We start from the raw sequence: 21465 nt of genomic DNA, 5'->3' as shown, positions 1-21465 counted from the left end.
TATGTTCTCACCTTTAACCTGTTAACGATGACTTGACCATTATAACACATCTCACACCTTTTGTTCTGCCTGCCACAACTTGAAGCAATAATCAATAATTTCTCTTCTGCGAATGATTCCGATAAAAACCTCATTGTCATCAATCACGGGAACATAGTTCTGGTTGGTTGCGAGCAGGATCAGATCCTCCATCTGTTGATCAATCCGGACCGGTTTGATCTCCACATGCTGAGCAACGTCCTTCAACAGGACTTTGTGCGTATGGTCAAATCCGATTTGCGGCTCACGTTTGAGCTTCCACAATAAATCGCCCTCCGTAATCGTTCCGGCGTACTTGCCGGCATCGTCGATGAGCGGAACTGCCGAATACCGATGGTATTCCATTCTTTCAAGCGCTTGGCGCATCGTGGAATTCGGAGATAAGTAAATGACGTCTTCTTTAGGAACAAGAAAAAACGCGATGTTCACAAAACCAATCCTTTCCTGACTGAAATCACAGTATATCCTATCTACTTAATAATACACTATGACGCAATTAGAAGATATACAACTAAACCCCTTCTATATTTAACAATAGTAGACAATAGCAGGCTCACCCATTCCGATTATGACCGCCAAGCCACAATTTACGAATAGTAAGCGAGTACCCGGTTGCGAGAACATATACCAAAGAAAGTATCTCAAATGCCATGCTGCAAATGTATGATCATATATACCAATAAAAAGCACAGTCAGCGCGAGGCTGACTGTGCTTTTTATTGGCCTGTCTCTATTATTTAACAGTGACCTGAACGTACCATCTGATATTGGAGAACATAACCGTTACTCTCGTTTTCCCTTTGCCGGTCGCTTTAATAACGCCGTCCTTTACATCGGCTATCATACTATTCGCTGATGTCCACATTGCAGGGATCGTAACATCTTCATCTGAGCCATCCGAGTAAGTTCCTGTTGCTGTAATCTGAACCTCTTGACCCTCTGTAAGATCTACCTTCACGACGTCAGTCTTCAAATATTTGAGCGTGTTCACATCGATAGGCAAGCCGATCGATTTACCACCGAAGGTACCTGTCACGATCGCTTTACCGGAGCCTACAGCAGTAATCGTTCCTGCAGTCACATCGGCCACTTTATAAGCCGAAGTTTTCCAGGTAGCCGCGGAAGTCACATCTCTTGTGCTTCCATCAGACAACGTTGCGGTCAGCTTAACGGGAACTGACAGACCTGTCTTCATCGAAATGAAACGTTGATCGACTTCCAGCTTTTGTACAACACCGATTTCCACACTGATGGTAACACTTTTGCCACCATAACTCGCTGTGATCGTAGCTTTACCTCTGGATACAGGAGTAATAGTCCCTTTGGACACCTGTGCAATTTGTGCATTGCTCGTTTTCCATTCGGCCTCGGCTTCTACATTTTTGGTTACATTTAATGGATCTGTTGCTGTTAACACAATTTGCTTGATCTCACCCAGATCAAATACCAAATAGGTGCTGCTTGCGGTCAAGTCATCGGCCGTATCCACACTGACCGTAATACTGACTGACTTGTTATCCAGAGTTGCGGTAATCGTAGATTGACCCGAACCCACAGCTGTCAATTTCCCAGCCTCAACGGTTACAGCCTTCAGGTTGGAGCTTGTCCATACCGCTTCGGCACCGGCATCCTCTTTGATCGTACCATCCTTATACTTCGCTCTTACAGCTATATTGTTAATATCGCCCTTTTTCAAAACCAGCTCTGTTTTTTCTGTAGTCAGGCTTTCCAGTACGCCTACGGTTACCTGAATCGATACCGTTCTTGTTCCATATTTGGCTGTAACCACAGCGGAGCCTGTTGCAAGACCCGTTATAAGACCACCAGAAACACCAACAACGTCAGGAGCACTTGATTTCCACTCCGCTGCACTGGTAACCGTATCTTTTCTGGTTGCATCATTGGCATATGACGCTTCCAAAGTGATTTGTTCATAGCTGCCAACCGCTAAATTTAGCGTTTTCTTATTCGCCGTTACAAAGCTCGGGATATCCACCAATACTTTTACCTGAATGGTTTTACCTCCGTAAGTAGCTGTAACCAGCGCCTCACCGGATTTATAAGCTGTAATTTTACCTTTTACTACATCGATCGCCGAGCTGTTGTCTACGGTCCATTCAGCACGGTCTGTGACAGCCTCTCTTGGCGCGGTGGAATCTGCATACGTAGCATACAGAATAATCTGGGAGTTTTCCCCTGATTTTAACGAGATCGTTTCTTCATCCACTTCCAGTCGGCGCGGTACATCAACATAGATGGTCCTTGTAATTTGCTTTTCACCATACTTGGCTGTAATCGTAACTTCACCGATCTCATTGGCTGTAAGCTTGCCTTTTAACGCATAAACAATACTGTCATCACTGGAGGACCATTCTGCACGATCCGTAATATTCTCGGTATTTCCATTGGCATAGGTTGCATTCAGCGTAAGCTGCAAGGTCCCATTTTTCTTCATCAAATGCGTTTGCTCAACGAAATCCAGTTTAATAGCATTATCGACATCTACTTTAATAGTAGTGCTTTTTGTACCATACGTTGCCTTTAACGTAGCTTGACCCGGACCATATCCGGTAATCGTGCCTTTAAGCACATCAGCAACCGTGGACTTATCTGTTTCCCACTCTGCTTTTTCTGCAACATCCTCCGTCGTTCCATCAGGATATGTCGCTATCAGCTTGATCTTCTCTGTACCCTTCAACAGCAACGATACCTGGGACTTATCGGCATCAATACGTTGAACGATTTCTACATTCACGGGCAAGCTTAAGCTTAAGCTATTATATTTAGCCGTGATCGTAGCTTTACCTGAGCTGAGACCCTTTACCTGTCCATTAGTAACGGTAGCGATGGAGTTGTTGTCACTGCTCCAGTCCGCTTTACTGGTCACGTCAGCGGAAGTACCATCATCATAATAGGCAGTAATCAATATGTTATCCGACTGATTCAAACGTAAATTAATCAACTGCTTATCTTTGGTTAATGATTTCACTTTTTTAGTTACAGTTACATGAATAATAACGGTTTTGCCCATGTAAGTAGCTGTTACCGTAGCGTTGCCTTCCTTCTTCGCTGATATGGCGCCAGCATATACGGTTGCCACATCCGTCGACCCGGAATTCCAATCTGTCTTGACCGTTACATTCTCAGTAGTACCACTTGTAAACACCGCAGTTGCTGTTATATTCGACGTACTTCCTACCTCTAGAGTTACCTCATTCTTGCTCACTACTAAACTTGCAATGTCGTCTGCCGCCAATACACGGGTTCCGTTCAAATTGCCTGCTGCCACAATCAGCACGAGTAACAAGGATAACACTCTAGCCATTCTAACCATCATAAATAATTTACCTCCATTAATATAAATCTTCATTCTTCAGGTCCAGCTATACTTGATCCTACTATCGACATTGGCATCAGGGCATTGATTTTCATGCAAATAACATGACTTCTAAGTTTTATCGGAATTTTGTCGATTAAAATGAATACCTGACTGTCGATTCTTTGTTTTATCCAACCCGGCTATCTGCAATTATTCACAAAATAGGGATAACGGGACTTTGTTTTTTTTGTGATCGATTCTGTTATCATAGGATGTAGCGCTATTCCGATAATCGATCTTTACACGAAGAAAGAAGGATTTCTGTCATGAGCTTTCAACTGACCCAACGGGTTATTAAATTGTTATGCGGTCGTTTTGCCTACGAAGATGGAGAGGCCTACTATCAGGACCATAAAGTAAAGCTGATCGATCAAAATACCGATGAGCGTATCTATGAAGCGGAGGTTCAAGGAACCCGCCTCTATCAGGTCAGAGTCCAGATCGATCTGCAAGGTGATGTTGATGCCGAGTGCACCTGTCCTTTATTTTCCCAGCATCCTTTCTGTAAACATATTGCCGCCTTGCTGCTGCACATACATGATAGCCAACATACAGACCGATCACCCGTTCGTTCCGGTATATCCTCACTCAGAGCCCCCGGGGTTCCAGCCACGGATCTTCGTCTTATGGACGAAATGCTCGATCTTTTCAGCGAGAAACCGCGGCGGCCGGCCAGTTCACGGTCTCTCATGCATACACGACTGAATCTCGATATGGAAATCATTTGTCGACCTTTCCCCTACAGCTACCGCAAACATATGCTCGGTATTGAGTTGAGAATAGGACCGAAGCGACTCTACATCGTACAAAAAATAAGAGAGTTTCTCGACCACTTCGACAAGCGGGAAGCTTATGTGTTTTCCAAGCATTTTATTTATGATCCGCTGCTGCACAGCATTCAGGAGCAGCAAGCTGCCATTCTTCAACAGCTGATCGTGATCTATCATAACGAAAAAATGTTCCGTGAGACGTTGAACGGCTATTCGATGCATACCAGCAGCTCAAGCGGTGAACGGATGCTGCTGATTCCCCCACTCTCTTGGGCTTCTCTCTACCCCCTGCTTGCCGCGGCACCTGGTGTACAGCTCCATCAGGGTGACCGCGTCTTTGAAGGTGTTCATCTATCGGACGAGCCCATCCCGCTCCAATTTGAGTTCGATCAGGCACAGACAGAAGGTTACCAGCTGGACATTCGAGGGATGGAGACTTTGACCGTCATGGAAGCCTATGGTCTTGTCTTGTCCGAAGGAAAGCTGTTGAAGCTGCAGCCGGATTCAATCAAGCGGCTTTCAGAATTGAAGCACATACTAGCCGACTCTCGTAACCGCCACATTCAGATTCCACAGGAGCATATGGAAGCTTTTATGGAAAAGGTCATCCCGAGTCTCATGAAGCTGGGCAGCGTCAACATTGCCCATACTATTTCCGAGCGTATTGTATATCTGTCTCTACAAGCCAAGCTTTATTTGGATCGGGTCAAATCGCGACTGCTGGCCGGATTGGAATTTCAATATGGTGATATTGTTATCAACCCTCTGGAGGCAACTGGCCCCGTGCGCGGTTCTGACCAGATTCTGATGCGGGACGGCGAGCAGGAGCGACGCATTCTGGAGCTAATGGAGCAGTCCCCTTTTGCCAAAACCGATGCCGGGTATTTTATGGATGACGAAGATTCGGAGTACGAGTTTTTGTATCATACCGTCCCTGAGCTTGAAAAACTTCTTGATGTATACGCGACCTCTGCCGTAAAGGCAAGGCTTCACAGCGGCCCTGTTGCTCCCAAAGTAACCGTGGATATGAATGAACGGACAGATTGGCTCGAATTCCGCTTTGAGATGGAAGGAATCCCTGAATCGGATATTCGCAAGCTGTTACAGGCCCTTGAGGAGAAGCATAAGTATTACCGCCTGCCGAATGGTTCCCTGCTTCCGCTCGAAAGCTTGGAGTTTCAGGAAATCATTCGCTTCATGAACGAAATCGGTATCCAGAAAGCCGATTTGTCGGGACCGAACATACGGCTGCCTGTGCTCCGCGGCATGCATTTGTTGGACTCACCCAGACAAGGCAATGCCATTAAGCTCGGCAAATCGTTCCGTCGACTGCTGGAAAATATGCGCAACCCGGACCATTTGGATTTCCCTGTGCCCGACAGCCTGTCTTCTGTGCTGCGAGATTACCAGCACTATGGGTATCAATGGTTACGGACGTTGGCCCACTACCATTTTGGTGGCATTCTGGCCGATGATATGGGACTCGGAAAGACGCTGCAAAGTATCGCATTTATTCTATCCATGCTTCCGGAGATTCGTAATCGACAGCAGCCTGCGATCATCGTCTCCCCTGCATCGCTGATTTATAACTGGCACAATGAGCTTAAGAAATTCGCACCCGAGCTGCGTGCTGTTATTGTGGACGGCAGCAAGGAAGAACGCAGCAATAAACTAAAGGTTACACCCAAGTCTCAGGTAGATGTCATCATTACCTCCTACCCATTATTGCGCCGGGACCTCGAGCTGTATGCCCAGCTTTCATTTCATACGCTGATTTTGGATGAAGCACAGGTTTTCAAGAACCATACCACGCAAACGGCAAAGGCAGTCAAAGCAATTCAGGCCGTATACCGGTTTGCGCTTACTGGGACACCTGTGGAGAACAGGCTGGAGGAATTATGGTCGATCTTTGACGCTGTATTTCCCGAGCTCTTCCCAAGCCGCAAAGCATTTAATGAATTACCGAGAGAAGTTGTCGCGAGGCGGGTTCGCCCTTTCCTGCTGCGCCGCTTGAAGACGGACGTGCTTAAGGAGCTGCCGGATAAGATCGAATCGCTGCAAGCCTCTGAGCTATTGCCGGAGCAAAAGAAGTTGTATGTCGCCTATTTGGCCAAGCTGCAGCAGGAAACCGTGAAGCATTTGAACGAAAAAGGCTTTCAGAAAAACCGGATCAAAATCCTTGCCGGCTTGACTCGGCTTCGCCAGCTATGCTGCCACCCTGCGCTGTTTGTCGAGGGCTATACCGGAAGCTCCGCCAAATTCGAGCAGCTTATGGAAATCATTGAGGAATGCCGGAGTGCGGGAAAACGAATGCTCGTCTTTTCCCAATTTACCGAAATGCTTGGTCTGATCCGACGGGAGCTCGGCTATCAAGGGTTACCGCATTTCTACCTCGACGGCAGCACACCTGCATCTGAGCGCGTAGCGCTGTGCAATCGATTTAACGAGGGCGAACGCGATCTGTTTCTCATTTCGTTAAAAGCAGGCGGTACTGGACTGAATCTGACTGGAGCCGATACGGTAATCCTTTACGATCTGTGGTGGAACCCCGCTGTGGAGCAGCAGGCAGCCGACCGGGCACATCGAATTGGGCAGAAAAACGTTGTACAGGTGATTCGTCTCGTCACCCAGGGCACCGTCGAGGATAAAATGTATGAGCTTCAACAGAAGAAAAAGAATCTGATCGACGAAGTCATCCAGCCTGGACAAGAGGCTTTATCTACGTTAACAGAGCAGGAGCTTCGCGAGATTCTGATGATACCATAAAGATGACGCTCAAGATTGCACTCAAATAGTAACCTCATATATAAACCTTGGCCGTGTATATCACGGCTTTTTTTATTGATTTTATAAAATAAAGCTCGATTGCAGCTATGCTTCCAAACAAAACGAACAAAATATTTACGAGCGAGCCCAAAAATATTCCATTCAATTTAAATATCAGGATGACTATAATTTGAACAGTAAACGAACGAAAATCATCATTAGCCTTAGGGGGAATCAACTTGAATCATAAAAAGAAAATGTTATTACCGCTGTTGATATGCAGCAGCACACTTATTTTTACGGCATGTGGTAATACACCTGAAGCGTCCACGGATGGTGGAAAGAAACCAGCTCAAGAAGGTGGAGCACTCACCTTATGGATGTTTGATACGACCGATTATATTAAGCCGGCAGCCGAAGAGGTAGCCAAAGAAATGAACCTGAAATTGAATTATGAGTTCATTAATCCGGAAACGTACAAGACCAAAATCAAAGTCGCTGTTGCAGCCAATGAGCTGCCAGATGTATTCGGACAATATAACGGCAGATCCGAACGAGAATTAATATTGAATTCAAAAATGGCCGCGCCTTTAAACGATGTGTTGAAATCGACCGGGCTCGAATCCAAATATTTAAACGGCAGCCTGATTAAGGAAGCTGACGGTAACGTTTACTCCATGCCCTACCGTTCAGAGCAATCCGAGGTGTTAGCTTACAATAAAAAACTGTTAGCGGAAATGGGTCTTCAACCTCCAAAAACGTGGGAAGAGCTTGTCAATGTCATCAAGGTTGCCAACTCCAAAAATATCGTTCCCATTGCTTTAGGCGGGAAGGATCGTTGGCCGGGAGATTTGATTTATAATACGCTCGTGTTACGAGAGGACGTAGACGCTTACAGCAAAGCGCAAAAAGGCGAAGTTAAATTCACCGATAAACCTTTCGAGGATGCTGCTCAGAAAATCATTCAGTTAGTCAACGAGAAGGCATTTCAACCTGGATTTTTAGGAAATAGCGACCTTGAAGCGCGTGAAATGTTTTATAGCGGTAAAGCGTTGATGATCATGAATGGCTCCTGGATTTTTGCAAAAGCGATCCCTTCCCTTGGAGACGATCTCGGATATATCAAATTCCCACAAACCGGAGCAGCCAAAGATCCATTTAGCTCCAATACAGGAGATCGGAACAACGCACCTTACGGTTTATTCGTCAACGTTCAATCCAAGCAGCTGCAAAAAGCGAAGGAATTCGCTATCCGATATTCTCTGAAAGTTAACGATCAGCTCGTCAAATCAGGTCAGCCTTCCTATGCGAATACAGAAGCTAAGCCGGATAAAAAAATCAACGAATCGTATGCCCAATATTTGGACGATTACAAAGGCTACAAATTTATTCAAACGTATTGGTATGACACGGTACCGGCCGCTGTAGGGGATGAATATCGCGATCTGAATCAAAAGCTCTACACAGGAACGTTATCCGCTGCCGAGTTTACTCAAAAAATGGAACAAATTATGAAAAAACGATAGATGAATGTTGAGAGGCACTTATACCTCGGTAGTGCCTCTTTTACCATGTCTAGAATTGTAGAGGGGGATTTACATGGAAAAAGCTTTATCGAACCGCTGGGTGCTAAGTTTATTTTTATTGCCTGGTTTACTCTTGTTCACGGTTTTCTTTATATACCCTGTTGCCCAAACGGTCTATTACAGCTTGCATCAATGGGATGGCGTAACCCCCATGAAGTTTATCGGAATAGATAACTACGTGAAGATGATGACTGACGATCCGAATTTTGTAAAAGCGTTCAAAAATGGCTTGATTTTCGTTTTTTTCTCATTGCTTTTCCAGCTTCCGTCAGCCTTTGTATTGGCACTGCTCGTTTCCAGAAAGGTTAAAGGAAGCAAATGGTTCCGTAACATCTATTTCTTCCCTGTTATCATGTCGACCACGATGGTTAGCTTGATGTGGGGGAAAATGTTCGACCCTACCATTGGTTTAATCAACAGCTTCTTCCGAGCCATCGGATTAGGATCATGGGCACAGCTATGGCTGGGCGATAGTCATACAGCGATCTATGCGGTTGCTTTTGTCCTTGTCTGGCATTACATCGGGTACCATATGCTGATTATGTACGCAGGTATTCAGAGCATCCCCGAACAGATTTACGAGGCTGCCAAACTGGATGGTGCTACAAGCTGGAGGCTGGTGTATCACATTACCATCCCGCTTTTGGCCGATGTACTCAAAGTCAATGTGGTTCTATCCGTAGTCGGTTCTCTCAAAGTATTCGAGCAAATCTATGTCATGACAGGCGGCGGGCCTGACAATAGTACGACGGTTATCGCCCTGCGCATGTTCCAGGAAGCATTCCTGAAAATGAATTTTGGTTATGGAAGTGCGTTGGCTGTTTTTCTGGTAATCCAGTGCATGGGAATCGCTTGGCTCATCAATAAACTATTTTCCAGAAGTGTTGCTCGATTGTAGGAGGGATTTATGCAATATGATAATTGAAAAAACCAATTCTTCATCCTTTACTTCCACTCGGAGAAGGGCTCATAATTCAAAGTCGGTTAAGAAGCTAAGTGTGTATACGATTATGGTGATTATCGCTCTGCTGCAATTGATTCCTTTAGCCTGGTTAGTCTTGATTTCGTTTAAAAATAATTCCGAAATACAACTAGGCGGCATATTTAGCCTTCCTAAAGTGTGGCTGTTCAGCAATTATTCATCTGCCTGGATTCAAGGGCAAGTCGGCGAGAACTTTTTAAATAGTTTAATTGTTGGTGTCATCACCGTATTTTTCGTTCTATTGCTTAGCTCTATGATGGCCTATGCGCTTACGCGTATGAGGTTTAAGTTCAGTAATATATTGCTGCTCATCTTGCTTGCTGGCGTCATGGTTCCGATTCATGCCACATTGGTGCCGCTGTTTATACTGTTGAAAAATCTCGGGTTGCTAAAGACACAATTGTCGATCATTCTTCCTTACATAACTATCAATATTCCGATAGGCATATTTATTCTTTCAAGCTTTTTGCGCAGCTTGCCCAAGGAATTGGAGGAAGCCGCATTCATCGACGGATACGGGATTATTCGCACCTTTTTCCAGGTCGTACTTCCCCTCTTGAAGCCGACACTTGCATCTGTCGGAATCTTTACATTCCTCCATGTATGGAATGAACTACTTATGGCCGCCACCTTTATTCAAAAATCTTCACTCCGTACGCTCCCCTTGGGCTTAATGAATTTTAGTGGAGAGTATAGTGTGGAGTGGGGGCCGCTATGTGCAGCCATGTTAATCTCGACCATTCCTTTGATCCTCATTTATATTTACTTTAGTGAACAAATGGAGAAAAGCTTTACAGCTGGCTCTATCTTAAAATAGACAATACCATCTATTGGATAGGTGACATTAAAGGATAACTGCATAGATTACCGAATACAGAAAGAGGAGCATGATAGGTAGCTCCTCTTTGATTTACCTGCATATCGTTTATGGGTGGGGATTTTATTAAAGCAATCACATATTTTCAGGACATGCCGATTCGAAAAAAAATTCAGATTATTAATATACTGATCATTTTGCCCAGCATTCTTTTTCTTACGATCACTCTATACAATATGACACTTAATCAGGTCATGGAACGTGCCCTTCGCAGCTCCGACCATAAGCTGGAGTTAATTACCAACACGATCAATACATTATTTAATAATATAGAGAATTATTCCAAGCTGGCTATTATTAATAAGCCCTACCAGTCCGTGCTGAATTCAGACGGTACCGATCCACAAAGCCTCGAAGACATTCAACTGATGTATGTAGGATTAACTTCATTGGTAGAATCGAGCCCGTACATTGATTCTGTCGTCATCCAGTCGATTCAAGGAAATAAAACCTACTATACCAACAATTTAACTAATGTTACCGAGAACAACCTTTCTATCTATCCGGGAGAGCAGCTTATCAAGGCAAAAGGATCAGCGGTGTGGATTGAAACCTTCCAGAGCCCCTTTCTTGTCAATGCTCAACATATTAATTTGCTCGCCGTTGGGAGACGAATTATTAATATTAGCAACGGTATCCCTCTGGGTTATATTTATATCAATATGGATGAGAGTAAATTGTCCAAGCTATATGGCAACGATGAAGAAGGCATATCGAGCAAGCTGATGATTATTAACACCAACGGTACCATCATCTCTTCAAATGATCCGGGCTTACTGCAGACCACCTTGGATACAGAGAAATTACAAATGATATTCAGCAATGACAACAGCTCGCAAATCTTCGATAACGGCAAAGAACAAACAATTATTTCCTCCAAGGTCTTGAGTAAAAAGGATTGGCGTATCGTTTATGAGGTGCCCAGCAAAGCGCTCATGAAGGATCAGTGGAAAATCACCCTGTTTATTTTGGGTTACGGCGCACTGGGATTATTGTTTGCCCTGGTCCTTTCGATTGTTTTCTCTAATTGGATTACGAAGCCGATTGTCAGGTTAAGCCGAGCCATGATGGCTGTTGGGAATGGTAAGCTGGACACACGATCACCCATCACTTCTAAAGATGAAGTCGGTCAGCTCGCTTATAAGTTCAATGATATGGTTGGAGAGATCCAAGGGCTTATGGACACTGTGAATCAAGAGGAGAAGCAAAAAAGGAGCTTGGAGCTCCGATTGATGTACTCACAGATTAAACCTCACTTTTTGTATAATACCTTGGAAACGATTCGTTCCATGGCATTGATGACGAAGGCACATGACATCAGTAAGGTAGTCAAAGCTTTGGGTGACTTTTACCGAATGTCGCTCAATAAAGGCCAGGAGCTTATCCCTGTCATACAAGAAAAGAAGCACCTGGAAAGCTACTTATATATACAAACGATCAGATACAGTCATATCGATTATATAATTGACTTTGATAGCCAGATAGAAAATTGCCGCATACCGAATATGCTTCTGCAGCCGCTCGTCGAAAATTCGATTCAACATGGATTAAGAGAAAAGCAGACAGGTGCATTGTGCGAAATATCGGGGTTCATTGAAACCAAGGACAGCGTGGACGTTGTATGCTTTGTCATCAAGGATAACGGTAAGGGTATGAATGAGGAACTGCTAGCCAATATATGGCATCGAGAACAGAACCAGCTTGATTTATCCAGCTTTGGTATCCGCAATATACAAGAACGTATTCAGCTCCGATATGGCCCGGGTTATGGCATTAGCATCTCTTCGGTCATTGGATCAGGTGTGGAAGTGCAGCTGAGAATACCTCTTGCTTTCGACAAAAAAGGAATTCCAGAAAGGTCTGTAAAGAGTTCATGACATCTAACTGTTATCGCGTAATGATTGTGGACGATGAGTATTATTTTCGCAAGCTTCTTATCCATTTAATCGATTGGACTCAGCTCGGATATGTGATTGAGGATGAAGCTGAGAATGGCTCCCAGGCGTTGGAATTGGCGCACAACCATCATTATGATTTAATTATCGTTGATATTAACATGCCAGGTATTACAGGACTCGATTTTGTTGAAGCATTAAGAACCGCAAGCATCGAGGCCAAAGTCATTTTTATTACAAGCTATGATATTTTTGAGTATGCGAGAGCGGCTGTAAGCTTAGGAGCCTCTTACTATTTGCTGAAGCCGATCGACGAAGATGAACTGATGAAAGCATTAGTCGAAATTCGTGGCGATCTGGACCGGGAATTGGAAGACACCGACTATTTGATAACACTGAAGGAGCAGGCTGAGCGAGCGAAGCCTCTTATCAAGGATCAGTTTGTCCGGCAGCTTTTACTTCATGAGCCTTCCGTTCAACCGGAAATACTAGAGCGTCAAGCCGAGTACTATCACATTCCTATAAGTCCTATTTATGTAGTCATTGTGGCAGAGATTGATCACTTGAACCATCGGTTTAACAAAGAGGAAGAGCGCCAGCTTTGGCGATTTGCGGTCAAAAATATTTTACAGGAAAGTCTGGAGACAGGCGGAGCTTATTGTGAGGTCATTGATGGGGAGGACAACCACGTTGTTGTTTTGACCGGTTTCCAACAGATTACAGACTCCGAGCTTTACACCCTTTGCGAGCATGCCCGAACCTTTATTGATCATAGAATGAAGCTTCGCATTACTTTGGCTTTTGGTCAAACGTATGAAAGCTTGAGTCAGGTGCACCTTTCCTATTCAGAAAGTGTTCATGCTTTAAAGCAAAAGTTCATCAATGGGGGCAATCAGGTTATTGCCTATACCCATGATCATATCAACTCAGAGGATACCATATTTTCCCCACCTCTGAACCGGGTTGAATGGCTTAGGGTCATTCGTCAAAGAAATCGTGAAGAAGTGGTTCTTAAAGTCGATGAAAGCTGTATGGAGCTTATCAACAATCGTGCCAGTAAAGAAACGGCGTTGTTTGTTTTGATGGAATGTATTTCTCTGGGCAACACAGCCATCCTGGAGCAAGGTGGGACTCTTCCTATAGGCTGGATGACAGACCGCCACCCTTTGTTTCGGCAAATGCATGGTCTGGAGACCGTCACCAGTATGCAGCAGTGGCTTGTTACTTTTTTTGATGACATTGTATTTAGAGAGCTGGATGATCAGCTGCCGCGCCGTAGAGGCTCTGACATTGTGATCAAAGCAACAGAATATATCGAAAAGCAGTTCTCGCAGGAGTCCGTCACCTTGCAGCAAGCCGCGCGGGAATTATCCGTGAATCCGAGTTATTTAAGCCATATTTTCAAGAAGGAAACAGGGAAATCCTTTATTGAATTTTTGACAGATGTGCGGCTGGATAAGGCCATGGAATTGTTGAAGGATGTTCCTCATGGAACATCGGTATCGCTCAAGATCGTCGACGTTTCACAAAGTGTAGGTTATGCCGATCCCTATTATTTCAGTAGATGCTTCAAAAAGAAGTTTGGGGTTGTACCGAGTAAAATCCTGTTATAAAAACTCAATCCTACGTCCTTCATATGTGTAAAAAACACAAAAGCTGCCTCCGAGTCATTACGACTTGGGGACAGCTTTTTTTGGGGAATCGTTGCCTATTCCGTTGTGTATGGCAGCAATGCGATTTGACGCGAGCGTTTGATCGCAATTGTCAATGCACGTTGGTATTTAGCAGAAGTACCTGTTACACGGCGTGGAAGAATCTTACCACGTTCGCTAACAAATTTCTTCAGAGTTTCGATATCCTTATAGTCAATGTGAGTAATTTTATTCACAGTGAAGTAACATACTTTACGACGTTTTCCGCCTTTGCCACCCTTACGGCCGCCAAATTTGCGTTCGCCACGTTCTTCGCTATTGTTATCTCTTCTTTGAAAACCCATTCGTTTATTCAGTCCTTTCTACGTCAAAATGGCAATTATGACCGGTGATATGTGTATAATCCTAGTCATAGTATCACTTCACTGTTCAATTATCCGTATCTGTGAGTAATTTGGCGGTAGCTCATTAAGAGGTACCGTTCTCCATCACGATTGGGATCAGCTAGCTACTTGTTCTCTTTGACCTTCAATCTGGTTTTATTATTGCGTCGCCATCTGTATCGACGTAGACATTAAAATACTTCGTGATTGTAGGGGAACAGCCGTGGGAATCGAAATAGATCTCCACATCCTCATCTTCTCCGAACAATTCATTTAGCTTTGATATAAACACCGATTTTCTCATGCTTTTCATCCTTTCATCAAGTCGTGGGCGCCATTCCGCTAGTTCACCGTAAGGTGGTGCAGCACTACTCTACGAGTTGCACACACCATGACGGTTCTCTACTCGGCTATACTCTCATCCAAATTACACAGATTACACATATTATCTTTCCAACGATAATCAACATCTAAGTCTTGAATTCACTGATCTAGATTACACACTGTGTAACACCTCAAAAGCTTGATACATCAACGATTTTATGACATAATCTAGATTACACATAAATTCACCTTCTAAAATGGCAATTATGACTGGTCATATGCGTATAATCTTTATATTTTCAGCGATAAATAGTACTATTTATATGTTCGTGTATAATCTTAATCAAAATCACAAAATTTCGTTAGAACAATTTTTGAGTATTTGTATGTTAATGTATAAATATGCATCTGTAAATTGCAGCACAAAAAACGGTTCTACCCGAGTCCCGAACAATGTTCGGTTATCCACCAGGCCCTCACAAGATAATGTGCGAGGCTCGGGAATCGAGTAGAACCGTCTTATTGATATTATCTTACAATATACTTACTTAATTTTCAAGTGCCTCCCAGCATTTCCAGTAATGTTTCACCAACTTCTGACCAATCATTAATCCAAACTAATCTTACTCCTAAATGGGCAACTGTTGCCTCAATCCATTTGATTTCCTCTAAATTGTCAGGAACTTTTCTCATCCAAAAATGAGTAGTACTAGAAATACTTTTTCCCTTAATAGTAAATAATTCGTTTGTTCTATTAAAATGTATCCATGCCAGCCATCTGCGCATATTGGGATCCGTTAAAGATACTCCTATAAATACAACAGGCTGAGAAGAACATATATTATAAAATGTCGAAGATTGCCAAGAATATGAATTATTCGCTAAAGATAGATATTCATTTTCAGAAAATACTAACTTATCAATGGATACAAGGCCTCTTTTTTGTATTTGATTTGGTATAGGTAAAAAACCATGACAAAAGGTATAAGTTAATCTGTCTTTATTTTTGTTAGAGATACTTCTTGTAACAAAATCCATATATTTTTTAGTATTTGGATCAAAGTTAAACCTTTCACATAAAAAAGAATTAATTAATGTAAATAATAATGGTTCAGCATTAAAAGATAATATTGCATTTGGTTTTAATTCTTCTCCTAATATTGGTGCAATTACTTTTGCTATTTGATAAGCACTTGTGTTTTTAAAATACTTCTCAATTATATTTATAGTCTCCAACCATAGTTCTTTTTTCATTTCTGCAGGAGAAGTTACTGATAGTGCCTTTGAAAATATTTTCCACTCATTTTTTTCCATTTGATTCTTTATATCTCCGTAAAGCTGTTCTGAGATTAATATAGAAAATTCTTCTACGGATAAATCTAAAATGTTACACGCTGCTTGAATTAACGCATCTGGTCCAAACTCCTCTAAAAGCTTTATTATTTTGTTGGCATTATCATCTCCATCAATCCGACTAATTAGTTTTCTTACCAAGGTTCCCCAGTCTGAAAAAGCAGGTCGGGAAATACCTGCACCAACACATAAAGACCATCCAATATCTTTGGCAGATTTTTTCAATATATTTCCGCAAGAGCCTTTTTTCAAACCTTTTTTTAAATTCATTTTCTTTTCCTCACCAAAAAATTATTTTATTACTAATTTGAGTCTTGCAAATATATTGCGGTCCAAAATCAGAAAATAGCAAGACTCAAGTTAAATATTTATACACTTGTGGAGAACAACACCTTAATATCGTATTAGATTTAAAACAAAGCGGGTCTCCAAAATATTGATTAATCACTATCCAACAACTTATTTATATCAGTAAATATATTTTCAAAGCGACTCAAAGTTTTTGCATCAATCTTGCTTATTGGTAACGGCTTAGAGGCTAAATGAGATGCTATCAGATAATGATTAAATCCACCAGAGGGCCTAAGGTTGATAGCATTCACCTGTAAAAATTTATTTATCCGATCTACGATACGATCTCCTAATGGTAAGTCGGGTTCCTTCAATTCAACACCATTTAACTCCTTACGATAGGCCGAATTAAATAGAGTCATATAAAGTTTCGGCGACAACATATCCTCTATGTCACTACTAAATAAGGGTGTAGCTGAACCTGACTTCGTAATAGTTTGTGAATCTCGATACATTGCAAAATTTAGAACTTGTTTGTTCGTGACAAGTTTTTCTTTCACTAAAGATTCTAATCTTGCATCGGGTTTTTTATTGTAGTCGTGTAATATAGCAAACATAAGTTGATTTCCGCCAAGAAGTGCAACAAATGATACGATTTTATCAAGGCCTCCAACTGGAACAATAGTTATATCTGGATTTATATAAGTTCTATTACTTGCTTCAAATAATGACGAAAAGAATTTTAGATAGATAAGGTCTGCAGGACCTTCCACAAGAAGGTTTTTCTTTGAGATAAATAAATTCTGAGCTATAGAATAGCCCAGTGCAGCTTGCAATGGAAAAAGTGTTTTTGGATCTGACGATGAAACATTACTTGTAACTTTTGTGCCTTCTTTTATCTTGTCCTCAACCATTCTTACTTGATTGAAATTCTCTTTAGGTACCATGAATGGTGAATGTGTCGAATATATGATTTGATGGTCTTTCGCCAAATTATCTATATATCTCAAAAAATCGTTTTGTGCTAACGCATGTAAACTTAGACCCGGCTCGTCTAATAAAAGTATCAAATCTCGATCTGTTTGAAGTTGCTGCTTAATACAATCAAACCAAATAATAAAACTAAAAAACCAAATAAATCCCTTACTCCGTTGACTGAATGGAACCGTTACTCTATGACGTCGGTTACGGATTCGGATATATAGATTATTTCCATTGTTAAATGGTGCTTGGTCATTTGGGTCTTCCCTAATATCGAACTCTACATCTAATTCTTGGTTTTGTCTCCAATATTCAAACACTTTATCTGTAATAGAGTTTGATATAGCCTCTAACTTTGCTTTTACATTCTCGTATCCGCTTGTACTTGTCAGTTCAACAAGTTCTACCCCTGCTATTTCTAACAGGCTTAAAGCAGTTTTGTCTTCATCAGATAGAACTTGATTACTATTTTGATTGGCATCGACACGCCTGATTAACTCTGGAAGATTTATCTTCCCAGGCAATAACCGATAATCATCGAAATATAAAAACTTAGGAATCTTAGGGCTGATATATTCAGACCAAATGTAATGGGCAAGAGTGAGATTCCTCCATGAGGCAGGTGTTTTATCAAACATTCCCTTTATTTCTTGAAGAAATTCCATTTCATCGCTTTTTAGTTCAACCGCTTCGAGCTTACTAATTAAGTCGGGTATTGAATTTGATAATTTCACTGTTGCCTCAACTTCAGAGGAGAGATTACCATTTTTCAATTTGTATTCAATATAGGGCTTTTCGTTAACATTCATATCAACTGTTCCAGATCCATTATATTTTCTACTCCATGAGAATGAAAATGTATCAAGTAAATTAAAACCAAAATCGTTATTTATATTTTCAATTTCGCTTTTTGTTAATTCGTATTTCAATACACATACGACTGCCGGGTCATTTGCATGTTCACGTTGGTATACATTTAAACCTTTTCTAGGATATTCTTCTGTAACGTTATACGATATATTTGATTCCACTGGATTAGATTTATAGAGTGCTTGTAAAAAACCTGTTTTTCCGGATTCATTTTGCCCAACTAATATTGTGGTCAGGGGGTCTATAGTTACTTCGTTACTATCATCAATGGACTTGAAATTAATTATCCTTACACTTGTAAGTTCCATATAACACCCTTCTTTCATTGGTTAAATATGTATATTTTATTGAAAAACTATATCATAAAAATCTGAATATTATCGGAATTTCCATATGAGCATTAATAAGTCGTCTTACTGATGATATTATCTTTAATTCAAACCGGTAAGCACAGCCGTTAGCTGAAAGTGCGATCCGGGAAATGAAATAAGCAAAGAGATGTACTTCTAAAGACGGTGTTGACATGGACTTTAGCTTCAATTTAGCAAATTATTGATTATCCTCAAATTATCTATTTAAAATTGCTCCATACATGTCCATCTTATGTTTAAATGAAGGTTCTCCTCCTTCTAAATAATTTATTATGTGCTTCATTATTACGGCATTACTGGGATAACCCGATTTCTCTACCCAACCTTTATTATTATCCGACTCTAAAACAATAACCTGTTCCGCATCAGCATTTGTTACTATTGTTGAACTGTGTGTAACAATAATAACTTGCCTACTATTTTTGATCAGCCTCAAGCTCTTTACAAGGTTTTTATAAATGTATTGGTTGTCAAGATTATCCTCAGGTTGATCAATAATCAGTGGAGTATTATCGTGAGAGAATTTACCATATTCAAAAAGAAATGTTAATATCGCGACAACTTTCTGTCCAAGCGATAACTGGCTGATTTCCTTCATGTTAGTTTCAGTTGATCCGACTAATTCTTTTGAATTAACATTAAAAACTAATGAGAAATCGTCTGTGATCTCAAGAAATCTACCAAAGCTTATTTCCAAACTGGTCCTATCTTCTGTTAATTTGTTTTTAATCATTTTGTAAATATTGTGTACATTACTGGTGTTTACCGGTTCTCTTCCCTCGTTTATATCCTTAAAGGAGATTCCTGAGTTCGAAACAAATTTACTTATACTGAGATTTTTTTCAATCTCTCTAAAATTATCGTTCAAAAGTAATATCAAAAGCTCTAAGTAACCTAGTTTTTGGACAGCAGCCTCAATAAACCTTTCCGCATCACCCCATGTAAACTTTATAGCTGGAAAGTAGCTTTCCCGTTTGAACCCCTCTGTTAAAGGATCAATAAAATAAGAAACCTTTTTTTGATTAGGAGAATAAATAATTTGAAGATGTCGCTCATAAAGAAAATTAAATTCTTTTAATTTTTGAATAACATCACTTTTTCGAGCTTCAATCCTATCGTTTAAAAAAGGTAATTCTTTTCTTAAAAAACTCCTAAGTTGTTGTTTATTTATCGTTTGAATTGTTCTCAAGAAATTATTCTTTGCTTCAAAGGGCAATCCGTTGAAAATAGCCTCTCGAATAAAATAACCAATCTTACCATGATTGATTTCATTAACAATATGATTAATGGAGTAACTCTTTCGGTAAAAGGCTCTCAGTATAGTTAGTTTTTCTTCTTCTTCTATTATTTCAAACTTTAAATTATTTGCTTCAGTTTGAGAAACTTCGTAAAGTTCATTCCAATGATGTCCTAAAACGATTTTTCCGGAATTAGGCCTGTATTCTATAAAAGCTTTTTCCGAATAGAAATGAACTCCCGTTGAAAATGGATTTGCCTTGTCTGTTTGAGGGATAAACCTCAAAAAGAATTCTTTGTTTTGATAATAAAAAATAATACAGATCATTTTATTCCTACAAATAAACCTCAACTTTTCATCTGAATCTACCTCAAGCGTGAAAATAACCTCCATAGTCGTTAGGAGCGTACTTTTCCCTGTCCCTCTACCACCTATCACACAATTCAAGTCATGGGAAAATTCAATTGCAAAATTCGTTTGATCTCTTCCTTGTAAATAACCATTTTGACCCGGTTCAATCAATAAACCTTTAATATATTTATCTGTAATAATCGGCTTATCTATAAAAACACAAAATTTATGATTTAAAAATGCCTTTTTTAAGGACGAAAAACTAATATCACTTAATTTTATCCATGTATTTTTAACACCAATCTGATTTAATGTGTGAGCATCACCTTCATAAACGAAACAGAATTTTTCATCGGGATTGCTGACATTAAAAGATCTTAATTTACTTAGTTCACGCTGATATGTTTCTTTATTTGTTAATCCGATAATATTTAAATCAGGGTGTCCAAATAATGTTTGTTTATATAGACCTGTTGTTCTAATTTCCGTAGAATTAATATGGGCGATATATCCCATGCCACCGATTTCTTTTATTTTCATTAACATAGACAAGCAAGTTTCGTATGTGCCACTTTCGGCTGATATTATATTATCATCTATTAATTTTTGAACTTGTCGATGCATATTGGAATCGAATAATCCAATTAAGTGAATTTGTTCTGAGCATGTAATCTCAACTCCCAGCATAAGATGAATACACTTTCTTTTTTCTTCTTTTCCCTTATACCTTTCAATGAAATACTCACTGATCGCTGCATTAAGTTTATGGTAACCTAAAATAGTATTATGATCAGATATAATAGCGACCTCTATATTTTTTATGTAAAGTGAATGAGCTATTAATTTATATGCCAGATACTCCTTAAAGGATTCGTATGGTGTTGAAGCTAAATTTTTTAGATAGACCTCTGATTTAAATAATCCAGCTTCAACATGGTTTAACATATGTTCTCGTTGTTCATTATTAAAATAATTTATTTCCCAAGCATAATTAATGACTTCCTCTTCAGCAAGCCTTTTATAGAGTGAACCCTCTATTAACTGATAGTCATGTGAAACAGGCGTATGAATATGAAATTCACATTTCTTAAGATCTCCAATTCTCCTTGTCTCCTGGGTAATCTGCCTATAATATTTTGATAGAATAGATCCATTCATACAAAGACCACCTACATCAATAAAGTATAAAAACTTCACAATTTCTCGTATATTGTCAATATTTAGCATACCATATTTTTAGTGACGATTGTTGTTTGTTTTCCTTGTTATCGTTACTAACCTCTTAAACGAAAATGTTCTCTGTAAGGTTTAAAATCCTTAATACTCAACACTTAAATAGTTTTGTTGCCGTGTTTCTA

At 40.5% G+C, this 21465-nt stretch carries 12 protein-coding genes; 6 read left to right on the top strand and 6 right to left on the bottom strand.

What is annotated here, in order from left to right; all coding sequences use genetic code 11:
* Nucleotides 1-51: 51 nt before the first annotated feature.
* Nucleotides 52-468: a CBS domain-containing protein gene (locus OB236_RS07225; protein WP_076237566.1), complete on the bottom strand. Its 417-nt coding sequence runs from the start codon at nt 466-468 to the stop codon at nt 52-54.
* Nucleotides 469-772: 304 nt separating this feature from the next.
* Nucleotides 773-3376, bottom strand: a complete 2604-nt coding sequence (locus OB236_RS07220) for an Ig-like domain-containing protein (RefSeq protein ID WP_262683343.1) — start codon at nt 3374-3376, stop codon at nt 773-775.
* Nucleotides 3377-3684: 308 nt separating this feature from the next.
* On the opposite strand from OB236_RS07220, the gene OB236_RS07215 reads away from it, so the two are divergent.
* The 6 genes from OB236_RS07215 (at nt 3685) to OB236_RS07190 (ending at nt 13907) form a co-directional block, all read left to right on the top strand.
* Nucleotides 3685-6954 (top strand): DEAD/DEAH box helicase, encoded by a 3270-nt coding sequence (locus tag OB236_RS07215; protein ID WP_262683342.1) that lies wholly within the window; start codon nt 3685-3687, stop codon nt 6952-6954.
* A 239-nt stretch (nt 6955-7193) separates the two neighbouring features.
* A complete protein-coding gene (locus tag OB236_RS07210; protein ID WP_262683341.1) occupies nt 7194-8480 on the top strand; it encodes an extracellular solute-binding protein in 1287 nt (428 codons plus the stop codon).
* Nucleotides 8481-8553: 73 nt separating this feature from the next.
* A complete protein-coding gene (locus tag OB236_RS07205) occupies nt 8554-9438 on the top strand; it encodes a carbohydrate ABC transporter permease (RefSeq protein WP_262683340.1) in 885 nt (294 codons plus the stop codon).
* A 16-nt stretch (nt 9439-9454) separates the two neighbouring features.
* Nucleotides 9455-10339, top strand: coding sequence for a carbohydrate ABC transporter permease (locus tag OB236_RS07200; RefSeq protein ID WP_262683339.1), 885 nt, complete (start codon nt 9455-9457; stop codon nt 10337-10339).
* A 110-nt stretch (nt 10340-10449) separates the two neighbouring features.
* Nucleotides 10450-12276, top strand: a complete 1827-nt coding sequence (locus tag OB236_RS07195) for a sensor histidine kinase (protein WP_262683338.1) — start codon at nt 10450-10452, stop codon at nt 12274-12276.
* Nucleotides 12273-13907: a response regulator gene (locus OB236_RS07190; protein ID WP_262683337.1), complete on the top strand. Its 1635-nt coding sequence runs from the start codon at nt 12273-12275 to the stop codon at nt 13905-13907. The genes OB236_RS07195 and OB236_RS07190 overlap by 4 nt, the downstream gene beginning before the upstream one ends.
* 95 nt (nt 13908-14002) lie before the next feature.
* On the opposite strand, the gene rpsR is transcribed toward OB236_RS07190, so the two are convergent.
* The 4 genes from rpsR to OB236_RS07170 form a co-directional block, all read right to left on the bottom strand.
* Nucleotides 14003-14290 carry a 30S ribosomal protein S18 gene (gene rpsR / locus OB236_RS07185; protein WP_076237573.1) on the bottom strand — a complete coding sequence of 96 codons (288 nt, stop codon included), beginning with the start codon at nt 14288-14290 and terminating at the stop codon, nt 14003-14005.
* Nucleotides 14291-15208: 918 nt separating this feature from the next.
* Nucleotides 15209-16276 (bottom strand): SIR2 family protein, encoded by a 1068-nt coding sequence (locus tag OB236_RS07180; RefSeq protein ID WP_262683336.1) that lies wholly within the window; start codon nt 16274-16276, stop codon nt 15209-15211.
* Nucleotides 16277-16446: 170 nt separating this feature from the next.
* Entirely contained in the window at nt 16447-18456 is a 2010-nt protein-coding gene (locus OB236_RS07175) for an AAA family ATPase (RefSeq protein WP_262683335.1), read from the bottom strand.
* 259 nt (nt 18457-18715) lie between these two features.
* Nucleotides 18716-21265: a Spaf_1101 family AAA-like ATPase gene (locus tag OB236_RS07170; RefSeq protein WP_262683334.1), complete on the bottom strand. Its 2550-nt coding sequence runs from the start codon at nt 21263-21265 to the stop codon at nt 18716-18718.
* Nucleotides 21266-21465: the final 200 nt, after the last annotated feature.

This window comes from Paenibacillus baimaensis, assembly GCF_025567575.1.
This window is presented reverse-complemented; position numbering and strand designations above follow the sequence as displayed.

Bases quoted from the DNA above. Each gene is read 5' to 3' on its own strand.
- OB236_RS07205 (WP_262683340.1), top strand. From the start codon at position 8,554: ATGGAAAAAGCTTTATCGAACCGCTGGGTGCTAAGTTTATTTTTATTG.
- rpsR (WP_076237573.1), bottom strand. From the start codon at position 14,290: ATGGGTTTTCAAAGAAGAGATAACAATAGCGAAGAACGTGGCGAACGC.
- OB236_RS07175 (WP_262683335.1), bottom strand. From the start codon at position 18,456: ATGGAACTTACAAGTGTAAGGATAATTAATTTCAAGTCCATTGATGAT.
- OB236_RS07200 (WP_262683339.1), top strand. From the start codon at position 9,455: ATGATAATTGAAAAAACCAATTCTTCATCCTTTACTTCCACTCGGAGA.
- OB236_RS07190 (WP_262683337.1), top strand. From the start codon at position 12,273: ATGACATCTAACTGTTATCGCGTAATGATTGTGGACGATGAGTATTAT.
- OB236_RS07220 (WP_262683343.1), bottom strand. From the start codon at position 3,376: ATGATGGTTAGAATGGCTAGAGTGTTATCCTTGTTACTCGTGCTGATT.
- OB236_RS07195 (WP_262683338.1), top strand. From the start codon at position 10,450: ATGGGTGGGGATTTTATTAAAGCAATCACATATTTTCAGGACATGCCG.
- OB236_RS07180 (WP_262683336.1), bottom strand. From the start codon at position 16,276: ATGAATTTAAAAAAAGGTTTGAAAAAAGGCTCTTGCGGAAATATATTG.
- OB236_RS07170 (WP_262683334.1), bottom strand. From the start codon at position 21,265: ATGAATGGATCTATTCTATCAAAATATTATAGGCAGATTACCCAGGAG.
- OB236_RS07215 (WP_262683342.1), top strand. From the start codon at position 3,685: ATGAGCTTTCAACTGACCCAACGGGTTATTAAATTGTTATGCGGTCGT.